This window comes from Rhizobium sp. BK379, from assembly GCF_014193955.1.
Taxonomy (GTDB): Bacteria; Pseudomonadota; Alphaproteobacteria; order Rhizobiales; family Rhizobiaceae; genus Rhizobium.
In genome coordinates this window covers 48,855-73,283 of record NZ_JACIAD010000008.1, presented here as the reverse complement: position 1 = coordinate 73,283, position 24,429 = coordinate 48,855, and the positions used below count along the sequence as shown (strand labels likewise).

The following is a 24,429-nucleotide window of genomic DNA, read 5'->3' as shown; positions in this document are numbered from 1 at the left end:
GCCGTTGCTTCGCGGAGAAAGCGCCCCTCATGATACGGACTTCAGCCGCTTGCCTTCCGGGTCGTGATTGATCGTCGCGGCGATATCCTTCGTCCAGGCGGAGACGGCCGGGACGCGGGAGCGGTCGACGCGGTAGGCGAATTTCTTGGCGACGTCGACGATCTCGTCCAGCAGGCCGGTCTGCAGGGTGATCGGGTTGAGGCCAAGGCCCAGAAACTTGTCGTTCTTGACGACCAGATCATTCTCCGCAGCTTCCTTGCGCGGATTCGGCAACCAGACGATTTCGGAGCCGCTCATCCTGGCGATCATCTCGGCGAGATCGCGCACACGATGGGTCTCGGTCATCTGGTTGAAGATCTCGACCCGCGAGCCACGGGCAGGCGGGTTCTTCAGCGCCAGCTCGATGCAGCGCACGGAATCCTGAATATGGATGAAGGCGCGCGTCTGGCCTCCGGTGCCGTGGACCGTCAGCGGATAGCCGATGGCGGCCTGAATGAGGAAGCGGTTCAGCACTGTGCCGTAGTCACCATCATAATCGAAGCGGTTGATGAGCTGCGGATGGCGGCGCGTCTGTTCGGTATGCGTGCCCCAGACGATGCCTTGATGCAGATCCGTGATCCTGAGACCATCATTCTTGGCATAGAACTGGAAAAGCAGCTGATCCAGGCACTTCGTCATGTGGTAGATCGAGCCGGGATTGGACGGATAGAGAATTTCCTGGGAAGCCGTTTCGCCATCCATCGTTTCGATGCCGACGGGAAGATAACCTTCTGGAATGGCTGCGCCGACTGTCGAATAGCCATAGACCCCCATGGTGCCCAGGTGGACGAGATGCGCATCGAGCTGCAGCTCGACCAACGCATTCAGGAGATTGTGCGTGACGCTGACATTGTTGTTAACAGTGTAATTCTTGTGGCGGTCGCTTTTCATCGAGTAGGGGGCGGCGCGCTGTTCGGCGAAATGGATGATCGCATCGGGCCGGTTTTCCGCGAGCCACTTCTTGAGCAGCTCATAGTCGCGGGCAAGGTCGATCAGATTGAAATGGATGCGGCGGCCGGTTTCTGCATGCCAGATGCGCGTGCGCTCTTGTATCGAGTCCATCGGGGTCAGCGACTGGACACCGAGTTCCGTATCGATCCAACGGCGGGAGAGATTATCGAGGATGTGAACATCATGGCCGGCATCGGAGAGATGCAGTGAGGTTGGCCAACCGATGAAACCGTCTCCGCCCATCACCGCAATCTTCATTCCACTGGCTCCTCATCGGTTGCTTCCTAACGGGGATAGTTAGGAAATATGACAATTGTTCAATGCTTGCCTGTCGAGAGATGTTGCGTCAAAGAGGGCCGGAAAGTTTGGAGAAAATTATGGCGGAACACGGCTTTTCTATTTCCGGCGAACTCGTCGAGGCGGGTCATCGACTCGTCCAGCGGGTCTACTACGAAGATACGGATTTCTCCGGTCTGGTCTATCACGCCCGTTATCTCCATTTTCTCGAACGCGGTCGCACCGACTATCTGCGGTGTCTCGGTGTCGAGCAGCGTGAACTCGTCAATGCCGATGAGGAAGGGCTCGTTTTCGTCGTTCATCGGATGGAGATCGACTTCAAGACCCCCGCCCGCATGGATGACATTCTGACCGTGCTGACCCATACCGAGAAAGCCGGCGGCGCCAAGATGGTGCTCAACCAGGAAATCCGTCGTGATGACACGCTGCTGATAGCCGCCAAGGTCATCATTGCCGTCATCAACGCCAAGGGCCGGCCGCGCCGGTTGCCGGAGGCGCTGGCCAGACAGATGCTTATTCCCGAGACCTGAAAAGACCGATGCGTGCCTGCGATTTTTGCGGCCCCCAACTGGCCGAATCGAGGGCTTGTAAAAACTTGAATTTTATGTGAAGGAATTTCCGCGCTGCAAGATAGCGCTGTGTTCGGCAACCGGACAATGTACCGGTCAAGTTAATCCAGGAACAAAATCTCCCGCGATATTCCTGCTGTCATAGTCTGGCACTAACGATCTATTAACCATAATGGTGTCTTACTCGTGGAGTCGGAGTTTGTGCGACGCACGCCTTCCTTTGACCAAATTTGACGGCAAGAAGGCGGATGAAGAGCTTGGAAGCTTGACCAGGGCTTTGGGCGGCGGCCGCCAGACATTCTTGCGTGATCACTTCGTGCCGCCCGGTCAAGCGCCGGGCGTTTGGATTCGGGGATTTTGGATCTATGGAACAAGTAGGATTGGCAGCAGCCACGACCGACGTCAGCCTCTGGTCGCTTTTCATGCAGGCCGGCATCGTCGTCAAGCTGGTCATGCTCGGCCTTATCGCCGCTTCGGTGTGGACCTGGGCTATCGTCATCGACAAATACCTGGCTTACGGCCGTGCCCGTCGCCAGTTCGACAAGTTCGAGCAGGTCTTCTGGTCGGGCCAGTCGCTGGAAGAACTCTACCGGACGCTTTCCGAGCGCAACAATACGGGCCTGGCGGCGATCTTTGTCGCGGCGATGCGCGAATGGAAGAAGTCCTTCGAGCGCGGCGCGCGTTCGCCGATCGGTCTGCAAATGCGTATCGACCGCGCCATGGACGTGACGCTCGCCCGTGAATCCGAATATCTCTCGGCGCGCCTCGGCTCGCTTGCGACGATCGGTTCGGCTGGTCCCTTCATCGGCCTGTTCGGTACGGTCGTCGGTATCATGACCTCGTTCCAGGCCATCGCCGGTTCGAAGTCGACCAACCTTGCGGTCGTGGCACCCGGTATCGCGGAAGCGCTCCTCGCAACCGCCATCGGTCTCGTCGCCGCTATCCCGGCGGTTATCGCCTACAACAAGTTCTCCGCCGACGCCGGCAAGCTCTCGGGTCGCATGGAAGGTTTTGCGGATGAATTCTCCGCCATCCTTTCGCGCCAGATCGACGAGAAGCTGCAGCCGCGCCAGGCTGCGCAGTAACGGAGTAGACGACCATGGGTATGGCTGTAGGCGGCAATAGCGGAGGAGGCGGCGGACGCCGCCGCCGCGGTGGCCGCAACAAGGGAGTTATCTCCGAAATCAACGTGACGCCGCTCGTCGACGTCATGCTCGTGCTGCTCATCATCTTCATGGTGGCGGCCCCGATGATGACGGTTGGTGTTCCGATCGATCTGCCGGAAACGCAGGCCAAGGCACTGAATTCCGAGACGCAGCCGATCACGATCTCGGTCAAGAACAGCGGTGAAGTCTATCTGCAGGAAACGCCGATCCCGGCTGAAGAGATTGCTGCAAAACTCGAGGCGATCGCCACCACCGGTTACAACGAGCGCATCTTCGTGCGCGGCGATGCGACTGCGCCCTACGGCGTGATTGCCGACGTCATGGCCCGTATCCAGGGCGCAGGCTTCAAGAACATCGGCCTCGTGACGCAGCAGAAGAAGGACCAGTAACGCTTAAGATGAAAACCAGCGTCGTCACATCTGCGGTTCTGCACGGGCTGGTGCTTACCTGGGCGCTGGTGTCGCTGGGCGCTCCGGAATCCTTCAAGGTGGAGGATTTCGAGGCAATGCCGGTCGACCTCGTGCCGGTGGAATCCATCACGCAGATGCAGCAGGGCGATAAGAAGGCTCCGAAGAAGGAGACTTCCGCGCCCGTGCCGACGACGCGGCCACCGATCCCACAGCCGGCGGAAAATGCCGGTGACAACAATGTCGATCTGAAGACGCCGCCCCTTCCGAACGCAAAGCCGAGCAACAGCGAGGCTGCCGCCGCCAATTCGAGCGACAAGCCGCAGCCGCAGATCGATCCCAAGCCGAACGATGTCAAGGAAGTCAACAAGGAAGAGACTGACGTCGAGCAGCCGAAGGAGGTTGCTTCCATTCCCCAGACCAAGCCGGTGGACGTGACGCCGCCGAAGCCCGTGGAGAAGCCGCCGGAAGAGCAGGCGAAGCCTGAAGAGCCGCCAAAGCCGGATGCGGAAGCATTGCCAGACAAGGTGCCGACGCCTGTCGTCAAGCCGCAGGTGAAGCCGCCGGAGCAGAAGCCGGCCGAAAAGCCGCCGGAGAAGACCCCGGACCAGCCGAAAGCCGCGGAAGCGCCGACGGACAAGAAGAAGGCTGACAAGAAGCAGGAAGTGGCGAAATCGGCTTCCTCGATGAAGAGCGACTTCAATGCCGACGAGATTTCGGCGTTGCTGAACAAGACCGACCCTTCCGCCGGTGGCGCCAAACGCTCGACGCAAGAGGCATCGTTAGGCGCAAAGAAGAGCAACGGCGTCACTTCGCTTAGTCAGAGCGAGATTGATGCTGTGCGCGGTCAAATCTCCGGTAACTGGACGGTTGTTTCCGGATTGGCTGGCGCCAGCGAGGTTCGTCTTCAGGTTCGTGTTCAGCTTGATCAGGCCGGTAACGTTGTTGGCGATCCAGAGGTCATTGCGACGGGCGGGCCAGATTCAACACGTCAAGCGCTCAAGAGCAGCGTCTACCGCGCTGTCATGAAATCATCCCCTCTCAAAAATTTGCCGGCGGACAAATATGAGGGAGAAAACGGCTGGAACGAGATGGTTCTCAACTTCGATGCCAGCGATTTGGGGATTTAAGTGTCGAAGAACCTGTTCCATTTCGCGAAGGTTTTCGGGATATACGCGCTGCTGACAGGGTTGATCCTTGGCCTCGCATTTCCCTTCAATGCAAGTGCGGAGACGGCTAATCGCCGAAACAGCAACGCAAATTCGCTGGTTCTCAGCGTGGCTGAAACTAAGGCGGTGGTAAACGCGATCCAACGTCAATTCATTGTCGACAGCCGCCTGAAAGACATCGGCAGCGTGCGTTTAATGATCCACATAAAGCTAGCCAGAGACGGGCACGTCGTAGGCAACCCTGATGTGCAGGTCACCGGTGGCAGTGAGCGTGCGCAGAAAAGTCTTACTGATGCCGCCCTTCGCGCGGTTCGTCGCGCAGCTCCTTTTACGATGCTTCCGAAAGATAAATACGATGTCTGGAAGGAAGTTGCTTTCAACTTCGACACCAGCGCTCTTACCCAATAAGATGCTGAAAGGCTTGTTTGATATGGTCAAGTGTTCCCTCATTCGCGCCCTGATGGTCGTTGCCGGCCTAGTTGGAGTCGCCGCCTTCACGACTCCAGCGACTGCGCGTGTCGAGATCAACATCAACAAGGGTAACATCCAGCCGCTGCCGATTGCCGTGACGGATTTCCTTCAGGGCGATATGGGTGCGCAAGTCTCGCAGGTCATCGCTGCCGATCTCCAGCGCTCCGGTTTGTTTGCGCCCATTAACAAATCCGCCTTCATCGAGAAGATTTCCAATCCGGACGCCTCGCCGCGTTTCGAGGACTGGAAGGTCATCAATGCTCAGGCATTGGTCACCGGTCGCGTTACCCAGGAGGCGGATGGCCGTCTTCGCGCCGAGTTCCGTCTGTGGGACACGTTCGCCGGTCAGCAGATGACTGGCCAGCAGTTCTACACGCAGCCGGAGAATTGGCGTCGTGTCGCCCACATCATCGCAGATGCGATCTACAAGCAGATCACCGGCGAAGAGGGGTATTTCGATACCCGTGTCGTTTTCGTTTCGGAATCCGGCACCAAGCAACAGCGCAAGCGCCAGCTTGCCATCATGGACCAGGATGGCTTCAACGTGCGCATGCTGACTGACGGCAGCGACCTCGTTCTGACGCCGCGCTTCTCGCCAAGCCGGCAGGAAGTGACCTACATGTCCTTCGCAAACCAGCAGCCGCGCGTCTATCTGCTGCAGCTCGAAACCGGGCAGCGCGAAGTGGTCGGCAACTTCCCGGGCATGACCTTCTCGCCGCGCTTCTCTCCCGATGGCCAGAAGGTCATCATGAGCCTGCAGCAGGAAGGCAACTCGAACATCTACACGATGGATCTGCGTTCGCGTACGACGACCCGCCTGACATCGACGGCCGCGATCGACACTTCGCCCTCCTATTCGCCCGACGGCAATCGCATCGCCTTCGAAAGTGACCGCGGCGGACAGTCGCAGATCTACGTCATGAATGCCGATGGTTCGGGCCAGACCCGAATCTCCTTCGGTGACGGCAGGTACTCGACACCGGTCTGGTCGCCACGCGGCGATCTGATCGCTTTCACCAAGCAGTCGGGCGGCAAATTCTCGATCGGCGTCATGAAGCCGGATGGTTCGGGTGAACGTATCCTCACCACGGGTTTCCACAATGAAGGTCCGACCTGGGCGCCGAATGGTCGCGTCATAATGTTCTTCCGTCAGGCAGCAGGTGCGGGCGGCCCGCAGCTCTATTCGATCGATCTGACGGGCTACAATGAGCAGGCGATCAAGACGCCGGCCTATGGTTCGGACCCGGCCTGGTCGCCGCTTCTTGAGTAGTGGACGAGCGGAAATTCGCCTTCATGTCGCCGCAAAGTCCTGAAAATGGGCGATGCAGGGACAAATCAACGAATCGTTAACCATAATCTTTGATGGCCGGTTAACCGAGTGCGGTTACTGTCCGGAAACCCTGATTGAAGTCGCAAGGAGACCCGGCCATGAGCCGAATTCACACCCCGGCAATGAGCCGCATGCAGAATTTCGCCCGCAACCCCGTCATGATCGCACTTGTTGCCGGGCTCGCTCTTGCGAGCTGCGCCAACAAGAAGAATGGCGTGCCGAACAGCGCCGGTGAACTCGGCCTCGGTGCCGGCGCAGCAACGCCGGGCTCCGCTCAGGACTTCACGGTCAATGTCGGCGACCGCATCTTTTTCGACACCGACTCCACGTCGATCCGCGCCGATGCTGCCCAGACGCTCGACCGTCAGGCACAGTGGCTCGGTCGTTATCCGAACTACCAGGTTACGGTCGAAGGTCATGCCGACGAACGTGGTACGCGCGAATATAACCTTGCTCTCGGCGCTCGCCGCGCTGCAGCCACCAAGGATTATCTCGCCTCGCGCGGCGTTCCGGCCCAGCGCCTGAAGACGATCTCCTACGGCAAGGAACGTCCGGTTGCTGTCTGCGATGATATTTCCTGCTGGTCGCAGAACCGCCGTGCGGTCACCGTTCTCGGTGGCGCAGGCATGTAATTCACGGCCAAAGCCGGAATTTGACGAGGCGGCCTCTTGCGGGCCGCCTTTTCTTTTTGACCACACTTTGGCCAGACTCCGTTGCTTTTTGAAAGCAATTGGAAAAATCTCCTGTTCGTGCCATCGGGGCGCGAAGAATCACTGGGACAGGACGATACAAATGAAGAAACTAGTCGTCGCAGGCATGCTGTGCCTTGCGGCCGTGACCGGGAGCGAACGAGCGGCGTATTCCGCTTCGTTCTTCGGCTTGCACATCGGCGGCCAATCCGCAGAACAGAGCCAGCCGGCAGCGCCGGTCGTCAACGTGCAGAGCAGCGGAGCGGAAGTCCGCATCCAGCAGATGGAAGACCAGATGCGGCAGCTGAACGGCCGTATCGAGGAAATGAGCTTTCAGCTCCTCCAGATGCAGGAGACGATCCGCAAGCAGCAGGAAGACAATGAATTCCGCTTCCAGCAGCTTGAAAAGACGGGCGGCGGTGCAAGTGGTGGCGGTGCGGCCAAGACGCCGGTGAAGAAGAGTGAAGCAGACGTTGCTCCTCCGGCATCAGGTGGGGGCGACGATATCGCCAAGGTCATTCAAGCCCCACAGGGAGCCGAAACGGCTCCCTCCACCGACGTACCCGCCAATGAAGGCCTCGGCCAGCCGCCGCGTGAGCTCGGCTCCATGGATTTCGACCAGAACGGCAATCCTATGGGCAATACCATGAACAAGAATGCGACTGTCGGTTCCGCGCCGCTGCCGGATGCCGGGGCGCCGCAGCAGACTGCTTCGCTCGGCAGCGAGGGCGATCAGTACAGGGCTGCCTATGGCCATGTGCTTTCCGGCGACTATGGCACGGCTGAGCAGGAATTTACGCAGTATATTTCCCGTTATCCGAACAGCTCGCGGGCTGCGGATGCCAATTTCTGGCTCGGCGAGGCGCTTTATTCGCAGGGCAAGTTCAACGAATCTGCGAAGACCTTCCTGAACGCCCATCAGAAATATGGCACATCGGAAAAGGCGCCTGAGATGCTGCTGAAGCTCGGCATGTCGCTTGCCGCACTCGACAATACCGATACTGCCTGTGCGACGCTCCGCGAAGTCAGCAAGCGGTACCCGAAGGCGTCCCGCGCCGTAATAAACAAGGTCGCGAGCGAACAGAAGCGTCTCGCCTGCTAAGGTCTTCCGGCTTGTTTCCGGAGGACCTGATGTCTCCCGAAGCGGCAATTGGCCGTTTCCTCACTTCGCTGAAGACGCCCGCGCGCATTCTTGTCGCGATCTCAGGGGGCAGCGATTCTACTGGCCTGCTTCTTCTGCTCTTCGAGGCGCTGAAGGCCACACCCAATGCTCGAATATCCCTTTGTGCCGCCACCGTCGATCATGCGTTGCGTAGCGGATCTGCAGATGAGGCGCGCGACGTCGCAGCCCTCTGTGGGTCACTTGGCATTCCGCACAACACCGTGGTCTGGCAAGGCGAAAAACCGAAGACCGGCATCATGGCAGCCGCACGTGAGGCGCGCTACGGCCTGCTGGCCGAGGCGGCGGAAGCGCTTGGAGCCGATCTCATCGTCACCGGACATACAGCCGACGATCAACGCGAAACGCTGCAGATGCGGGGCAAGCGAACCGAGCAACTTTCGACCGGCATTGCGGATGCTGTGCTCTTTGACCGGCGCTTCTGGATCCTGCGGCCGCTTCTCTTCTCCAGCCGGGCCGATATCCGTCGCTTTCTCAGCACGCGCGGCGTGCACTGGATAGACGATCCCAGCAACGAGGATATGAAATACGAGCGCGTGCAGACGCGCCGACAACTTTCGCTGAACATGGTCGCAGAAACGGACGTCGACACTGCTGCGCAACGGAGGCTGGCTTATTCGTCCAGCGGAGTTAAATGGCTGGACAGCTATTTCCGGCTTCATGGCGGCTTGCTCGGACAGGTGATACCCGACGGATTGAGGCAAGATCCTGCCGTTTTCGACTATGCACTCGGCCGTCTGACGGCAGTTTTCGGTGGCCAGCCATTCGTGCCGGGGAGGGTGCAGATGGAGCGGCTTCTTGCATTCGCCGCCAATGGCAAGCCGGGGCGAATGACCGTTGGCAGGGTGGTATTCGATCTCAGGCGTGACGGGCTTTATCTGGCGCGAGAGAGCCGGGGGATCCTGCCCCTCAAGCTTCAGCCAGGAGAGACCGGGGTCTGGGATGGGCGGTTTTTTGTTCGCAATGGGTCGACAGACGTCATTCATGTCGATGCGGCTCACGCCATCGACATCGACGAAGGCAGTTCCACACGGTTTCCCAAGGCTGCATGGAAGCGAGCCACGGCTTCAGCGCCGGCCTTATCGGCCCACAACGTGCCTCTATCGGCGGAAATTGGCAGGTTGGTCGAGGTGACGCCTCATTTTGCCCCCTTCGACCGCTTTTTGACACGATTTGACTTCACCTTTGCCGACAGGCTTTCGGCAGTTTTCTCGAGGGCGCCCTATGCGGAGCCGCCTTTAAGAAGTATTGACGGAAAAACGATCTGACAGAGTGGATCGCCTTGGCAATGGCTTGGCGCAACCCTATGTTAGAGACCAAATATGACGGCCGCCATGAGGCGACCGTTCCAGTGCTGGGGAGTTCAATGAACCCTAACTTACGTAATTTCGCCTTGTGGGCGATCATAGCGCTTCTGCTGATCGCCCTCTTCAGTATGTTCCAGACGGCTCCGGCGCAGACGGGTTCGCGTGAAGTCCCTTATTCGCAGTTCCTGCGTGAGGTCGATGCGGGTCGCGTGAAGGATGTCGTGGTCACCGGCAACAGGCTGACCGGAACATATCTGGAAAACAACAATACCTTCCAGACCTATTCGCCCGTTATCGACGATAGTCTGCTGGATCGCCTGCAATCGAAGAATGTCGCCGTCACTGCGCGCCCGGAAACCGATGGTTCCTCCGGCTTCCTGAGCTATTTGGGAACGTTGCTGCCGATGCTCCTGATCCTCGGCGTCTGGCTGTTCTTCATGCGGCAGATGCAGGGTGGTTCGCGCGGCGCGATGGGCTTCGGCAAGTCCAAGGCCAAGCTTCTGACCGAAGCGCATGGTCGTGTAACCTTTGATGACGTCGCTGGTGTTGACGAAGCCAAGCAGGACCTGGAAGAAATCGTCGAATTCCTGCGCGACCCGCAGAAGTTCCAGCGTCTAGGCGGCAAGATCCCGCGCGGCGTGCTGCTCGTCGGCCCTCCGGGTACTGGTAAGACCTTGCTTGCCCGCTCTGTCGCCGGCGAAGCCAATGTTCCGTTCTTCACCATTTCCGGTTCTGACTTCGTTGAAATGTTTGTCGGTGTCGGTGCAAGCCGCGTCCGCGACATGTTCGAGCAGGCCAAGAAGAATGCGCCCTGCATCATCTTCATCGACGAAATCGATGCTGTCGGTCGCCATCGTGGCGCCGGTCTCGGCGGCGGTAACGATGAACGCGAACAGACGCTGAACCAGCTTCTCGTCGAGATGGACGGCTTCGAAGCCAATGAAGGCATCATCCTGATCGCTGCGACCAACCGTCCCGACGTTCTCGATCCGGCACTCTTGCGTCCGGGCCGTTTCGACCGCCAGGTCGTCGTTCCGAACCCAGACATCGTCGGCCGTGAGCGTATCCTCAAGGTTCATGCCCGCAATGTTCCGCTGGCGCCGAATGTCGATCTCAAGGTTCTGGCTCGCGGTACGCCCGGTTTCTCCGGTGCCGACCTGATGAACCTCGTCAACGAAGCTGCCCTGATGGCTGCGCGCCGTAACAAGCGTGTCGTCACCATGCAGGAATTCGAAGACGCCAAGGACAAGATCATGATGGGCGCCGAGCGCCGCTCTTCGGCCATGACCGAGGCGGAAAAGAAGCTTACCGCCTATCACGAGGCCGGTCACGCGATTACCGCGTTGAACGTCGCCGTCGCCGATCCGCTGCACAAGGCAACGATCATTCCGCGCGGCCGTGCACTTGGCATGGTCATGCAGCTTCCCGAGGGCGACCGCTACTCGATGAGCTACAAGTGGATGATCTCGCGCCTGTGCATCATGATGGGCGGTCGCGTTGCCGAAGAACTGACGTTCGGCAAGGAGAACATCACGTCTGGTGCTTCGTCCGACATCGAGCAGGCGACCAAGCTTGCCCGTGCGATGGTGACCCAGTGGGGCTTCTCGGACGAGCTCGGCCAGGTTGCCTATGGCGAAAACCAGCAGGAGGTCTTCCTGGGGCATTCGGTTTCGCAGTCGAAGAACGTTTCTGAAGCGACCGCGCAGAAGATCGACAACGAAGTGCGCCGTCTGATCGACCAGGCCTATCGTCAGGCCAGGGACATCCTGACGGAAAAGCACGACGAGTTCGTGGCTCTTGCCGAAGGCTTGCTCGAATACGAGACGCTGACCGGCGAAGAGATCAAGGCGCTCATCCGTGGCGAAAAGCCGGCGCGCGATCTTGGCGATGATTCGCCTCCGAGCCGCGGTTCGGCTGTTCCGAAGGCCGGTGTGCGCCCGGCATCCAAGGGTGATGAACCCGAGGGCGGGCTGGAACCGCAGCCCCACTGACATTGAACAGGATTTTTCCTAAAGGGCCGGATTTCCACAGGGAATCCGGCCCTTTTAATATTAGTAACAGGATATAATCAGTTTTCTTGGTAATTTACGTGCCGGGTACGCGGTTTTGTGGCATTCCGCTGACTAAAGACGAACTTGGATCAAGGTTTCAGGTCCAACACCAATCTTTGGATCCAGGTTCTTGCTTGAGGAATGCATGAGCTTCTACGGCGCGCGGAAAGCGCAGGAGTGCATATGAAAAGACGCTATTTTGGGACGGACGGCATTCGAGGCGAAGCCAACATCTTCCCCATGACACCGGACCTTGCAATGCGGGTCGGCATTGCTGCAGGGACGATTTTTCGCAATGGCGCCCACCGTCATCGTGTGGTGATCGGCAAGGACACGCGCCTCTCGGGATACATGCTGGAGAACGCCCTCGTGGCCGGCTTCACCGCGGCTGGATTGGACGTCTTCCTGCTCGGTCCTATCCCGACGCCAGCGGTTGCCATGCTGACGCGCTCGTTGCGCTGCGATATCGGCGTGATGATTTCGGCCTCGCACAATCCGTTCCAGGATAATGGTATCAAGCTTTTCGGTCCTGATGGTTATAAGCTCTCCGATGATATCGAAGCGCAAATCGAGGACTTGCTCGACAAGGATCTATCGGGACAGCTCGCCAAGGCCGAAGAAATCGGCCGAGCCAAGCGCGTCGATGGCGATATCTACCGCTATCTCGAGCACGTCAAACGCACCTTGCCGCGCGATGTGACCTTGCAGGGTCTGCGCGTAGCCGTCGACTGCGCCAACGGTGCAGCCTACAAGGTCGCGCCTGCCGTTCTCTGGGAGCTCGGCGCCGACGTGGTGACGATCGGCAACGATCCGAACGGCACGAACATCAACCTGAACTGCGGCTCTACCAACCCGGTCGCCCTGCAGAAGAAGGTTGACGAAGTGCGCGCCGATATCGGCATTGCGCTCGACGGCGATGCGGACCGTGTCATCATCGTTGATGAGAACGGCTCGATCGTCGATGGCGATCAGTTGATGGCCGTCATCGCCGAAAGCTGGGCCGAGAGCCAGCAGCTGCGCGGCAGCGGCATTGTTGCGACCGTCATGTCCAATCTCGGCCTCGAGCGCTTCCTCGGGGACAAGGGTCTCGGCCTTGCCCGAACGAAGGTCGGCGACCGCTATGTCGTCGAGCATATGCGTCAGCACAATTACAATGTCGGCGGCGAGCAGTCCGGCCACATCGTGCTTTCCGACTATGGCACGACCGGTGACGGTCTCGTTGCTGCGTTGCAGATCCTTGCCGCGGTCAAGCGCACCGGCAAGACGGTCAGCGAAGTCTGCCGCCGGTTCGAGCCGGTGCCGCAGCTTCTGCGCAATGTACGCATTTCCGGCGGCAAACCGCTGGAGGATCTGCAGGTGGTCAAGGCAATTGCCGATGCGGAGGCCGAGCTTTCCAAGAACGGCCGCCTCGTCATCCGCCCCTCCGGCACCGAGCCGCTGATCCGCGTCATGGCGGAAGGCGACGACCGCGCGCAGATCGAGCGTATCGTCAACGATCTGATCGGCACGATTTCGAGCGTGCGCAACGCCGCCTGAAAGCGACGCCGCAGGAAAAGCTAGAAGCCGGCCTCGTTGCCGGCTTTTTTGTTGCCGCCGGTCTGTTTGCAGCGGTTCTATTGCTGTTGAGCCAGCCAGACCGTGTGGTTGCCGCAGGCCGGGTCTTCAGCCTTATGGGCGACAATCTCAAAGCCGTGTTCCGCAAGCAGCGTCCGATATTCGTCCGGGCCGAGGCTGCTGTGATAAAGGGGCTCGCCGACGAAGACGCCCATCGCTTCGCCATGCGCGGGACCGCTGGTGAACATCAGCGCCGTCCCCGGTTTCGAATGCGCGCGAAACAGCGCGAACATGCGCCGCTGGCCTTCGAAAGTCAGGTGGAAGAAGCTGTCCCAGGCGATGAGCCCATCGAAATTTCTGCCAAGCGAAAGATGGCGCATGTCCGCAACCTGCCAGTCGGCGTTTGGAAAGCGCGCCCTGCACATGTCGATCAGGCTCGGTGACGAATCGATGCCGGTCACGGCATAGCCGTTTTCGATGAAATGCCGCGCGAGGGGTTCGCCGGAACCGCATCCGATATCGACGATCGACCCGCCTTGCGGAATCAGTGCTGTGAAGCGATCAAGCCAGTTTCGTTCAAAAAGAGTTTTGCCGCGACTGCTATCCCAGAGCTTAGCGTGTCGCTCATAGAGGTCGGGAATGATGTCGGCGGCTTGCCTGTTGTTCTGCATTTGCTGGCTGATCCTGCGGGAAAATCTTCGATCTGTCTTAGTGGGTTCAATGCCGGAAGAACATGGGTGATGCGTTTGGCTGGTCTTTGCGCATCTGCCGTTCGTGAATATGAAGGTCGCGGGGGTTTTAGTTCAGCATCCTTCCGATCCAGGAAGTCGAAACAGGCAGATGGCCGGCATTTACTTTTCGAGATGCGTTCTGCGCCGAATATTCACATTACTTCTTATGGTTAAGCAGCTTTTAACGTTTCCGATTCATTATCCATAAAAAGCATATCCGTTTTGGCGGCCTGCGCCGACGCAACCGACTGGAGTGAATCCATGAAACGAACTTTGTCCGGTATCTTCGCCGCGCTGTTGATCGCGTCGAATGCCTATTCTGCCGATCTTGCTCCGGTCGAACCCGTCCCGGAACAGCCGCCGGAAGTCGCGGTGACCGAATCGACCGGCTGGTATCTGCGCGGTGATATCGGTTATGCCTTTACCGATCTTCGTGGTGCGACGTTCTTCCAGGGAAGCAATGCTCTGGAAGCGGATTTCGATGACGCCGACCTCGACGATGCCTGGATGATCGGCGGTGGTGTCGGTTATCAGATCAACAACTATCTGCGCACTGATTTGACCTTTGACTACCTCACAAAGTCGGACTTCCGCGGTTCGACGGTTGGTGGCGGCGCTGCCTTCGGTGCCTGCGTGGTTGCATGTACGTCTACAGATGTATCGTCGATGACGGCCTATACACTGCTCGCCAACGCTTACGTCGATCTCGGCACCTACGCCTACTTCACGCCCTATGTCGGCGCCGGTATCGGTGGTTCCTACGTCAAGTGGAAGGATCTTCATAATGTCGCCTGCGCCGATGACGGCAGCGGTTGCGATGACGAAGTCGATCATGGCGGTCGTGGTGGCTGGCGCTTCAGCTACGCCCTCATGGCCGGTGCGTCGATCGACGTGACCTGCAACGTCAAGGCCGATGTCGGTTACCGCTATCTGCATATCAATGGCGGCAACATGTTCGGTTATAACGAAAACGGCGGCCCGGGCCGCGACCGTGGCGTCAACGTCCACGAAGCCCGCGTCGGTGCTCGTTACCTCTTCGGCGGCTGCGCCCAGCCGGTCGCCTATGAGCCGCCGGCAATTCCGCTGCAGCAGCCAGTCTACAAGTAAGGCCAATATTTCAAGAATTATCGAAAGCCGTCCGCAAGGGCGGCTTTTTCGTTTCAGCTGACGTTTCTGGCCACCATTGCCAGAATGATTTCGAAAAGTTCGCTTTCAGCCTGTCTGGCAGTGATCTCGCCGGTTGCCGCAGCATAGGAGAGAGTTTCGGCAGCGCCCAGCATCGCCCAAAGGCTGGCTGCGGCGATCGTCCCTGCGCCGACGAAAGGAGCAAGTACGGATCTGCACTGGTTCATGAAAACCACCTGGCACTCGTGCTTGACCTTTTCCAGCTCCGGTGAACTTGCCAGAGCGGCAATGACGTCGGGAATTTCACGCCCCTGCGTGAGAACGCAATCAATATACGAAGCCGCCATGACCTTGGCCTTGTCGCTCAGCGCCGGCCCGCTTTCGCGCAACGCAGTATCCATCAGCGCCGTCTGCCGATCATCGAATTCACGGTAGAGTTCCGCAAGCAGTCGCGGCCGGGTGCCGAAATGATCATAGACGACAGGCTTGGCGACGCCGGCTTGCTCGGCCAGTCGTCCCAGCGTCAGCGCCTCTGTGCCTTCTTCCCTGATCAATCGCCACGAGACATCCAGGAGTTGGCGATGACGGTCTTCTCTCGAAAGCCGGCGACGCGGGCGGGGAAGGGCGTGGTCGGGGTCGTTGTCGGCGCTTGACATTGTAACCTACGAAAAGTAACTTACTAAAGGTAGCTTACGAAAAGTATATAAGCGATCCGCTTTGCCCGCAATCGCAATCAGGAGCTCCGACATGCATGCACTGATCGTTCTCGCCCATCCCGATTCCGACTCTCTCAGTCATGCCATTGCCGCAGGGATAGCCGAAGGCATAACGATGTTCGATGCCGGTAACTCCTTCGAAACTGCGGACCTGACGGAAGAGGCTTTCGATCCGAGATTCAACGAAGCCGATATCGCGGCTCATCGCCGGAAAGCCGAGGCACCTGCCGATGTCGCCGTCGAGCAGGCAAGGATCGATCGCGCCGATGCGCTTGTGTTGGTCTACCCTGTCTATTGGTGGTCCATGCCTGCCTTGATGAAGGGCTGGATCGATCGTGTTTTTGCCAATGGCTGGGCCTACGACGACATATCCGGCAAGGTTGCGAAAAAGCTTGGACATCTCTCCGTCCATCTCGTTGGTATTGGCGGTGCGGATGCGCGCACCTATGAGCGGCACGGCTATTTCAGCGCCATCAGGACGCAGATCGATCATGGAATTTTCGACTATTGCGGAGCTCCTGTGATGACTTCGGAACTGCTTCTCGACTCGGATGCAGGCACTGGTGCCGTGCATATTGAGATGGCGCGCCGCATTGGCAGCAATGTCTTCAACGTAGCCGGTCGCGCGGCGAGCGGCGCAGCATAACCGGAAATGTGATCGCTGCTGCGGCAAAATAGCCTCCAGAAACGACATCACTCGCTTGACTATGACGGGCTTCGCCCATAAACACGGCGGCGGGACACTCCTCCCCAACGAGGAGCCATCTATCTGGAAGGGTAGCAATATGGCAAATACCGCAAAGCCGGACGTGCGTCCGCAAAATACTCATTTTTCTTCTGGCCCCTGCGCGAAACGTCCTGGTTGGACGCTCGAAGCTCTTTCCGATGCGGCCCTTGGCCGTTCGCACCGTGCGAAAGTCGGCAAGGTCAAGCTGAAGCAGGCGATCGATCTCACCCGCGAAATTCTGGAAGTGCCCGCGGATTACCGCATCGGCATCGTTCCGGCTTCTGACACCGGCGCCGTCGAAATGGCGCTCTGGTCGCTGCTCGGCGAGCGCGGCGTCGACATGGTCGCCTGGGAGAGCTTCGGTGCCGGCTGGGTTACCGATGTCGTCAAGCAGCTGAAGCTTAAGGATGTTCGCAAGATCGAAGCCGGTTACGGCGAACTTCCTGACCTTTCCACCGTCGATTTCGACCGTGACGTGGTCTTCACCTGGAACGGAACGACCTCTGGCGTGCGCGTTCCGAACGCCGATTTCATTCCCGCTAGCCGTAAGGGTCTGACGATCTGCGATGCGACCTCGGCCGCCTTCGCGCAGAACCTCGATTTTGCAAAGCTCGATGTCGTCACCTTCTCCTGGCAGAAGGTTCTGGGCGGTGAGGGTGCGCATGGCATTCTCATCCTGTCGCCGCGTGCCGTCGAACGGCTGGTCTCCTATCAGCCGGCATGGCCGCTGCCGAAGATCTTCCGCCTGACGTCTGGTGGTAAGCTCATTGAGGGTATTTTCCAGGGCGAAACGATCAACACGCCCTCGATGCTTTGCGTCGAGGATTATATCGATGCGCTTCTCTGGGCCAAGCAGCTCGGTGGCCTCAAGGCCTTGATCGGCCGCGCCGATGCGAATGCGAAGACGATCGCAGATTTCGTCGCTGCCAACGACTGGATCGCCAACCTGGCCGTCAAGCCGGAAATCGAATCCAACACCTCGATCTGCCTGAAGATCGTCGACAAGGACGTTGCCGCTCTGGATGCCGATGGCCAGGCGAACTTTGCCAAGGGCCTCGTCGCTCTCCTCGAGAAGGAAGGCGTCGCTTATGACATCGGCGCTTACCGCGATGCTCCGTCCGGCCTGCGCATCTGGGCTGGCGCCACAATCGAGACCGCCGACATGCAGAAGCTGATGCCCTGGCTTTCCTGGGCTTTTGCGACGCAGAAGGCTTCGCTTTCCCAGGCTGTTGCCTGATGTGATCGCATCCGGCTCCGCCTGATGGCGGAGCCCCGCATTCCCAATTCAAGTTTATCGCTGAACTCTTTGAAGGAGGCCCAAATGGCACCTCGCGTTCTCGTATCCGACGAACTGTCGGAAACCGCCGTCCAGATCTTTCGTGATCGCGGCGTCGAAGTCGATTTCCAGCCGCAGCTCGGCAAGGACAAGGACAAGCTGTTCGAAGTCATCGGCAATTATGATGGCCTGGCCATCCGTTCCGCCACCAAGGTGACCGAGAAGATCATCGAAGCCGCCAAGAACCTCAAGGTCGTGGGCCGCGCCGGTATCGGTGTCGACAACGTCGATATCCCTGCTGCATCGCGCCGCGGTATCATCGTCATGAACACGCCGTTCGGCAACTCGATCACGACTGCCGAACACGCAATCGCCCTGATGTTTGCGGTTGCGCGCCAACTTCCGGCCGCCGACACCTCGACGCAGGCCGGCAAATGGGAAAAGTCGAAGTTCATGGGTGTCGAGATCACCGGCAAGACGCTTGGCGTCATCGGTGCCGGCAATATCGGCTCCATCGTCTGCGCTCGTGCCATCGGCTTGAAGATGCACGTCATCGCCTATGACCCGTTCCTTTCCAAGGAGCGCGCCGAGGAAATGGGCGTCACCAAGGTCGAGCTCGACGAGTTGCTCGCCCAGGCTGATTTCATCACGCTGCACGTGCCGATGACGGACAAGACGCGCGGCATCCTGAACAAAGAAGCGCTCGCCAAGACCAAGCCCGGTGTTCGGATCATCAACTGCGCGCGCGGCGGTCTCGTCGTTGAGGCGGCTCTTGCCGATGCGATCAAGTCCGGCCATGTTGCGGGTGCTGCTTTCGACGTGTTCGAAGTCGAGCCCGCCAAGGAAAGCCCGCTCTTCGGCCTGCCGAACGTCGTCTGCACGCCGCATCTCGGCGCATCGACCACGGAAGCGCAGGAGAACGTCGCTCTGCAGGTGGCCGAGCAGATGGCCGATTACCTCGTCAGGGGTGCGGTTTCGAACGCCATCAACATGCCGTCGATCACCGCCGAAGAGGCGCCGATCCTGAAGCCGTTCATCAGGCTCGCTGATGTTCTCGGCGCCTTCGTCGGCCAGGTCACGGAAGAGCCGATCAAGGAAATCGAGATCCTTTACGACGGCGTCACGGCCAACATGAACACCCGCGCGCTGACCTCCGCGGTCCTCGCCGGCCTGATCCGCTCGCAAGTGGCCGACGTCAACATGGTTTCGGCGCCAGTCATGATCAAGGAAAAGGGCATCATCCTCTCCGAGGTCAAGCGCGACAAGTCGGGTGTCTTCGACGGCTATATCAAGCTGACGGTGACGACGGAATCCATGACGCGTTCGATCGCCGGCACGGTCTTCTCCGACGGCAAGCCACGCTTCATCCAGATCAAGGGCATCAACCTCGACGCCGATGTCGGCAGCCACATGATCTACATCACCAATACCGACGTTCCCGGCATGATCGGCTTCATCGGCACGACGCTTGGTGCTGCCGGCGTCAACATCGCCAACTTCCAGCTCGGCCGCGACAAGCAGGGCGGCGACGCTATTGCTCTGCTCTATGTCGACGGCGCGGTTGACGACCTCGTGCTGGGCCAGTTGACCGCCAATTCGGCGATCCGCCAGGCAAAGCTGTTGGCCTTCAACGTCGACTGAGTTTTCCTCCCAAGGAAAGACATGAAAAACCGGCCCGGTCTCCGTGCCGGTTTTTTATTTGGTCCAGCGCGTGTCGTTGGTGACCCGCGGTTAGTGGCGGGTGATCTTCGCGTCGTGATGCAGGAAGGTATCTCTGCTCGCGTCGAAAACCCTGAAGAACTCGTCCCAGGAAATATTTTCGACAGTGCTTTCCAGCCTGCCGAAATCAACACCGACCAAGCCACTTTTCATCCGGGCGGGATGGCCGCCGCGGGCTTCGATCCATTCCCGGATTTTATCGTGATCTGTCATTGCGGATGTGCCCATCATCGCCTCCATCCAGATGGGTTGTATTTTCAACCAGAAATAACGCCCTGAAAATGATTTGGTTCCGCCGGACAGTTACGCATGCGTTCGGCCTTTGGCACAGCCAATTGTCAGGACTTTCAACCGCGCCGCGAAACGGTGGCTTTTGAAAACTCTCGCTGCTTATTTTGCATGCGTGCGCTCAAAGTTTAGGCCTCTTATGATTGTGATTTTATTTAGTTTTCTCGGCTACACCACTTCCGATATTGGTTCTAATTTCGCGTGAATTTCTCGATGGCATCGTTTCAGACGAATTCCGGGCAGCCCGAAGCTCTTGTTGATGATTTCCGTTCGCTGTTTGCCACGCATCCCTCTCCTATGTGGGTCTACGATCCGGATACGCTGCGCTTCCGGATCGTCAATGACGCGGCGCTCGTGCTCTATGGCTACAGCGCAGAGGACTATGAAGGCATGACCGTGCTCGATATCCGCCCGGCTGCCGAACGGGAGCGGATGCTTAGCGCCATCCATGAGCGTACCGACATGGAGAGGGCCGAGCGCTGGACACATCTGAAGGCCAATGGCGAAGCCATCGAGGTTCTGACATACGGCCGGGAAGTACGTTTCGAAGGAAAGGCTGCAATCCTGGCGATCGTGCAAGATCGTACCGAGGTCAATGCCGCACAGCGCCAGATAACCAGTGCACGCTCGCTGCTGGACAGCATCGTCGACAACCTGCCGGTCGGCGTCTTCGTGAAGGATATGGAAGAGGATGGCCGCTACATCCTGCTGAACGAGGCGTGCGGCGATATCATGGGCTTTCGTGCCGGAGACGTGGTTGGACGGGTGGATCGGGATTTCTTCCCCTTTGAGCAGACTGTCGTCTTCCGCGAGCAGGATCACGAGGCGTTCGCCGCCGGTACGACGATCAGCTTCGAGGAGACGATGGAGCGGGCCGATGGCGGCAAGCGAATCCTTCGCACCGTGAAGCGCGCGCTGCCGGCGCCAGAGGGCAAGGAGCCGCGCTATCTGCTCGGCATTTCTCACGATGTGACCGAAGAGCGTGCGGTGGAGGCTAAGCTTGCACATCTTGCCACGCATGACTCGCTGACGCGCCTGCCGAACCGCGCCGCCTTCTCCAAGCATATCCGCAAGCAAACCATTGCCGCTTCCACCGAAAAGCCGGTGGCGCTGCTCTACATCGATGTCGACCATTTCAAGACGATCAATGACAGCAAGGGCCATGCCGCTGGCGATGCTCTGCTGTGCCAGGTGGCGGAGCGTCTGCTGGCGCTGGCCGATGAAGGCGACCTGGTTGCGCGTCTCGGCGGTGACGAATTCGCAGTCGTGCTGCAGCTTGTCGAAGCCGGCCGGGCAGAGCGTTTTGCCGATCTGCTGCTCAAGTCGCTTGCGAAAGCCTTCGATCTCGACGGCGCACGGGAGCATGTCACCTGCAGCATCGGCATTGCGTTGGCACCAGTCGATGCCGGCGAAGCCGATGTGCTGATGCGCCATGCCGACCTCGCGCTTTATGCCGCCAAGGAAAGCGGGCGCTCAACCTACCGCTTCTATGAGCCTGCCATGCGGCTCGAGGCAGAGCGCCGGCATCATTTGACTGGCGAATTGCGCGACGCGCTGGAATACGGACAGTTCGAGCTTTACTACCAGCCCATCGTCCAGCTCGAGGATGACGGCATCGGCGGCTTCGAGGCGCTGATCCGCTGGAGGCATCCGGTGCGTGGCATTGTGGCGCCGATGGAATTCATTCCGCTTGCCGAAGAGACGGGGCTTATCGTTCCGATCGGAGACTGGGTCCTGCGCGAGGCGTGCCGCGTAGCTGTCACATGGCCGGACCATCTGAAGATTGCGGTCAATCTCTCCGTTAGCCAGTTTCGCCACGCAAGCCTGTTCTCCAGCATTGTCGGCGCACTCGATGAGACCGGACTTCGCCCCGAGCGGCTGGAAATCGAGATCACCGAATCCGTCTTCCTGGCTGACGTGGTACAGAGCCTGCCGCTGCTTCGGGCGCTGAAGGAACTCGGCGTTCGTATCGCGATCGACGATTTCGGCACGGGCTATTCTTCACTCAGCTACTTGCGCGCTTTCCCCTTCGACAAGATCAAGCTCGATCGCAGCTTCGTTTCCGGCATAGAGACCGACCCCGGCAATCTTGCCATCGTGCGGGCCGTCGCCGGTATCGGCTCCGGCTTCAACGCGGTTACACTTGCCGAGGGTATCGAAACCGAGGAACAGCTTAAAAAGCTCAGGGCCGAAGGTTTCGGTGAAGTGCAGGGATATCTTCTCGGCAGACCCATGCCTGAGCATGAGGCCGAGGCGCTGATTTACGGCCGTCAGTTGAAGAAAGCATCAGCCTGAGATCATTGCGTCAAAAGCATCTGCCGCCTTGCTGCGATAGCGCTCCTCGTGCCGCAGCAGGAAGAAGGGGCGGGGCAAAGGCGGGATGTTCACCTCGGTGAGCAACCCGTTTTCCAGCTTCATCGCAACGACGCTGCGCGACATCAGCGTCGCGCCGATGCCGGCTTCGACAATACCGACGAGTGGTTCGTTCTCCGGAAGGACCATCGCCACATCAAGCGCATCGATATCGAGACCGGCTTTTTGCAAAAGGCTTTCGAAGGCAAGGCGGGTGCCCGAGCCCCGTTCGCGCAAGACCCACTGCGCTTGAGGAAAATCGGTCGGGCTCAGTGGTCTGCCGTCCGCCCAAGGGTGATCTGGAGCAACGACGACGATCATCTCGTCCAGTGCAACTTGCCTTGCGGATATGCCCCGCCGTTCGTTTGGCCACTCGATGAGGCCGAGTTCCACCTCGCCATGTGTAACGGCATCCGACACTTCGGCAGTGTTGCCGACGCGTATCGTCAGCTCGATACCCGGATAGTTTCGCCGGAATGCGGCAAGCCGTGGCGAGAGCCAATAACCGCCGATCGTCTGGCTCGCCATGAGTGACAGTTCGCCGTGCATCAGCCCTGAGAGGTCCATAAGTGCTGTTTCCGCTGCTCTGGCACTGGCGAGGACGGCCTGCGCTTCCTTCAGAAACAATTGGCCGGTCCTGTTCAAAACGATCGAGCGGCCGACGCGGTCAAAAAGTGTCACTCCATGTCTTGTCTCCAAGGCTGTGATCGCCGCGCTGACGGCCGACTGGGTCATGTTCAGATGGGCAGCTGCTTTCGTGATGTGCTGTCGCGCTGCCACTTCGGTGAATATTCTCAGCTGTTCCAATGTCATGTTGCCTCCATCGATTATTCGATTTTATCGAATGGAATGACAAAGATAAATCGTTGGAAGCGATTATTTTGCGGCGATATGAAAGCGGTCAACGAAAGGAATTCGCCATGACCGTCCTTCAGTTTTCTCAGTCCGTGCCGACCGTTCATACCCGGGGGCGGATTCTGCGCCACTTCACGCCCAACTGGTTTGCAACGACAATGGGGACCGGCATTCTTGCTGTTTGTCTCGCCCAGTTTCCCGGCGTGCCGGCGCTGCATACGGCAGGCGAGGCGCTTTGGCATGCAAATATCGCCTTGTTTGCAGTGCTGACCTCTGTTTACGCCGGCAAGTGGCTAATGCATCCCGGTGCTGCGCTCAGGGCCTTCGATCATCCCGTCGTCTCGATGTTCTTTGGCTGCATTCCCATGGGGCTTGCGACCATCGTCAACGGCTTCCTGATCTTCGGGCCATCCCTGTTCGGCGATGCTGCTGTTACCATCGCTGCGCATCTGTGGTGGGCTGATGCGGCGCTCGCGGTTCTGGCGGGCCTTGCCATTCCGTTGGTCATGTTCACGCGGCAGCAGCATGCAATCGAGCATATGAGCGCCATCTGGCTGTTGCCGATCGTTGCCTCCGAGGTCGCCGCTGCAAGCGGCGGATTATTGTTGCCGCATCTTGCCGAAGGCGCGCAGCTTCCGGTGCTTTTTGTAAGCTTCATGCTCTGGTCCTGTTCGGTGCCTTTGGCGCTCGGCATTCTCGTCATCCTCTTTCTGCGGATGGCTCTGCATAAACTGCCGCCGGCCAGCATGGCAGCGACGAGCTTTCTGGCCCTAGGCCCCGTTGGCACGGGAGCGCTTGGTCTTGCACTGTTTTCTGCCAATGGCGCGCAGGCTCTTGTCGCCGGCGGCCTCGGTCCGCTAGCTCCGGCAATTTCGGGTGCGGCTTTGCTTGGTGCTCTCCTGCTTTGGGGCTATGGCCTGTGGTGGCTCGGCCTGGCGGTCGCCATCACCTTCAACCACCTGCGGCAGGGCTTGCCCTTCAATCTCGGCTGGTGGGGTTATACTTTCCCGATCGGCGTCTATGCCGTCGCGACGCTGCGGCTTTCCAGTATTTTCCCATTGCCGGCGCTGACCGTGTTCGGGGAGGTTCTGGTCGTAGCCCTTGCTGCTGTCTGGGTTGTCGTTGTCGTCCGCACGAGCCGCGGCGCCTATAATGGCTCTCTCTTCGTCGATCCGAGCCTGGAGAGCTGATAGCCCGGCGCTGATGTAACTGCCTCAATCATTCGTTATTTTGAGAATTCTGGTCAGCATTGCATACTCTCCCACGGGGCTGGAGAAGGAGGATGCAGATGAAACGATACACGTTCTCGATGATCGGTCTGGCGATCGTGACGGCCATCATCGCCAATCCGGGCATCGCACTTGCCTGCAACAAATTGATCGGCACATGAGCCGATAGCACCCACCTCTTACCTGAAGGCGCAGCTTCGGCTGCGTCTTTTTTGATGGCTTTCCCTTTCC

The 24,429-nt window shown here is 59.0% G+C and carries 22 protein-coding genes; 17 read left to right on the top strand and 5 right to left on the bottom strand.

Annotation, left to right across the window (positions count from 1 at the left end; translation table 11 throughout):
- Positions 1-27: 27 nt before the first annotated feature.
- Positions 28-1,248, bottom strand: a complete 1,221-nt coding sequence (locus FHT93_RS28465) for an NAD-dependent epimerase/dehydratase family protein (protein ID WP_183850630.1) — start codon at positions 1,246-1,248, stop codon at positions 28-30.
- Between the two features lie 119 nt (positions 1,249-1,367).
- Here FHT93_RS28465 and ybgC point away from each other — a divergent pair, with 119 nt between their 5' ends.
- From ybgC to glmM, 11 genes are all read left to right on the top strand, one after another.
- Positions 1,368-1,817 carry a tol-pal system-associated acyl-CoA thioesterase gene (gene ybgC, locus FHT93_RS28460; RefSeq protein WP_029868708.1) on the top strand — a complete coding sequence of 150 codons (450 nt, stop codon included), beginning with the start codon at positions 1,368-1,370 and terminating at the stop codon, positions 1,815-1,817.
- 404 nt (positions 1,818-2,221) lie between these two features.
- On the top strand, positions 2,222-2,941 hold the full coding sequence (gene tolQ / locus FHT93_RS28455; protein WP_029868707.1) for a protein TolQ: 720 nt from the start codon (positions 2,222-2,224) through the stop codon (positions 2,939-2,941).
- A 14-nt stretch (positions 2,942-2,955) separates the two neighbouring features.
- Complete coding sequence (gene tolR, locus FHT93_RS28450) at positions 2,956-3,411, top strand: protein TolR (RefSeq protein WP_007827059.1); 456 nt, start codon at positions 2,956-2,958, stop codon at positions 3,409-3,411.
- Positions 3,412-3,419: 8 nt separating this feature from the next.
- A complete protein-coding gene (locus tag FHT93_RS28445; protein WP_183850628.1) occupies positions 3,420-4,559 on the top strand; it encodes a hypothetical protein in 1,140 nt (379 codons plus the stop codon).
- On the top strand, positions 4,560-5,006 hold the full coding sequence (locus FHT93_RS28440; RefSeq protein ID WP_183850626.1) for a cell envelope integrity TolA C-terminal domain-containing protein: 447 nt from the start codon (positions 4,560-4,562) through the stop codon (positions 5,004-5,006).
- Between the two features lie 22 nt (positions 5,007-5,028).
- Entirely contained in the window at positions 5,029-6,339 is a 1,311-nt protein-coding gene (gene tolB, locus FHT93_RS28435) for a Tol-Pal system beta propeller repeat protein TolB (RefSeq protein ID WP_183850624.1), read from the top strand.
- A 158-nt stretch (positions 6,340-6,497) separates the two neighbouring features.
- Positions 6,498-7,031 carry a peptidoglycan-associated lipoprotein Pal gene (pal, locus tag FHT93_RS28430; protein WP_113117433.1) on the top strand — a complete coding sequence of 178 codons (534 nt, stop codon included), beginning with the start codon at positions 6,498-6,500 and terminating at the stop codon, positions 7,029-7,031.
- 160 nt (positions 7,032-7,191) lie between these two features.
- Positions 7,192-8,190, top strand: coding sequence for a tol-pal system protein YbgF (gene ybgF, locus FHT93_RS28425; RefSeq protein WP_112546070.1), 999 nt, complete (start codon positions 7,192-7,194; stop codon positions 8,188-8,190).
- Between the two features lie 29 nt (positions 8,191-8,219).
- The gene (tilS, locus tag FHT93_RS28420) at positions 8,220-9,536 is read left to right on the top strand and encodes a tRNA lysidine(34) synthetase TilS (RefSeq protein WP_183850623.1); all 1,317 of its coding nucleotides are present in this window, start codon (positions 8,220-8,222) and stop codon (positions 9,534-9,536) included.
- Positions 9,537-9,634: 98 nt separating this feature from the next.
- Complete coding sequence (ftsH, locus tag FHT93_RS28415; RefSeq protein WP_029869039.1) at positions 9,635-11,566, top strand: ATP-dependent zinc metalloprotease FtsH; 1,932 nt, start codon at positions 9,635-9,637, stop codon at positions 11,564-11,566.
- 243 nt (positions 11,567-11,809) lie between these two features.
- Positions 11,810-13,162, top strand: a complete 1,353-nt coding sequence (gene glmM, locus FHT93_RS28410) for a phosphoglucosamine mutase (RefSeq protein WP_183850621.1) — start codon at positions 11,810-11,812, stop codon at positions 13,160-13,162.
- Positions 13,163-13,239: 77 nt separating this feature from the next.
- Here the strand turns inward: glmM and FHT93_RS28405 are convergent, their stop codons facing one another.
- Positions 13,240-13,851, bottom strand: coding sequence for a class I SAM-dependent methyltransferase (locus FHT93_RS28405; RefSeq protein ID WP_183850619.1), 612 nt, complete (start codon positions 13,849-13,851; stop codon positions 13,240-13,242).
- A 321-nt stretch (positions 13,852-14,172) separates the two neighbouring features.
- Here FHT93_RS28405 and FHT93_RS28400 point away from each other — a divergent pair, with 321 nt between their 5' ends.
- Entirely contained in the window at positions 14,173-15,018 is an 846-nt protein-coding gene (locus tag FHT93_RS28400; protein WP_029869203.1) for an outer membrane protein, read from the top strand.
- Positions 15,019-15,071: 53 nt separating this feature from the next.
- Here FHT93_RS28400 and FHT93_RS28395 read toward each other — a convergent pair whose 3' ends face one another.
- A complete protein-coding gene (locus FHT93_RS28395; protein ID WP_029869202.1) occupies positions 15,072-15,692 on the bottom strand; it encodes a TetR/AcrR family transcriptional regulator in 621 nt (206 codons plus the stop codon).
- Positions 15,693-15,783: 91 nt separating this feature from the next.
- On the opposite strand from FHT93_RS28395, the gene FHT93_RS28390 reads away from it, so the two are divergent.
- The 3 genes from FHT93_RS28390 to serA all read left to right on the top strand — a co-directional run bounded on the left by FHT93_RS28390 (position 15,784) and on the right by serA (position 19,396).
- A complete protein-coding gene (locus FHT93_RS28390) occupies positions 15,784-16,398 on the top strand; it encodes an NAD(P)H-dependent oxidoreductase (protein WP_183850617.1) in 615 nt (204 codons plus the stop codon).
- 139 nt (positions 16,399-16,537) lie between these two features.
- A complete protein-coding gene (locus FHT93_RS28385; RefSeq protein WP_113117439.1) occupies positions 16,538-17,716 on the top strand; it encodes a phosphoserine transaminase in 1,179 nt (392 codons plus the stop codon).
- An 84-nt stretch (positions 17,717-17,800) separates the two neighbouring features.
- Positions 17,801-19,396: a phosphoglycerate dehydrogenase gene (gene serA, locus FHT93_RS28380; protein WP_183850615.1), complete on the top strand. Its 1,596-nt coding sequence runs from the start codon at positions 17,801-17,803 to the stop codon at positions 19,394-19,396.
- Positions 19,397-19,486: 90 nt separating this feature from the next.
- Here the strand turns inward: serA and FHT93_RS35735 are convergent, their stop codons facing one another.
- Positions 19,487-19,714, bottom strand: coding sequence for a hypothetical protein (locus FHT93_RS35735; protein WP_246781757.1), 228 nt, complete (start codon positions 19,712-19,714; stop codon positions 19,487-19,489).
- 261 nt (positions 19,715-19,975) lie between these two features.
- Between FHT93_RS35735 and FHT93_RS28370 the strand changes: the two genes are divergently transcribed.
- Complete coding sequence (locus tag FHT93_RS28370; RefSeq protein ID WP_183850611.1) at positions 19,976-22,057, top strand: bifunctional diguanylate cyclase/phosphodiesterase; 2,082 nt, start codon at positions 19,976-19,978, stop codon at positions 22,055-22,057.
- On the opposite strand, the gene FHT93_RS28365 is transcribed toward FHT93_RS28370, so the two are convergent.
- A complete protein-coding gene (locus tag FHT93_RS28365) occupies positions 22,049-22,927 on the bottom strand; it encodes a LysR family transcriptional regulator (RefSeq protein ID WP_183850609.1) in 879 nt (292 codons plus the stop codon). The genes FHT93_RS28370 and FHT93_RS28365 overlap by 9 nt on opposite strands.
- Before the next feature lie 107 nt (positions 22,928-23,034).
- On the opposite strand from FHT93_RS28365, the gene FHT93_RS28360 reads away from it, so the two are divergent.
- Positions 23,035-24,159: a TDT family transporter gene (locus FHT93_RS28360; RefSeq protein ID WP_183850607.1), complete on the top strand. Its 1,125-nt coding sequence runs from the start codon at positions 23,035-23,037 to the stop codon at positions 24,157-24,159.
- The last annotated feature ends 270 nt before the right edge of the window (positions 24,160-24,429 follow it).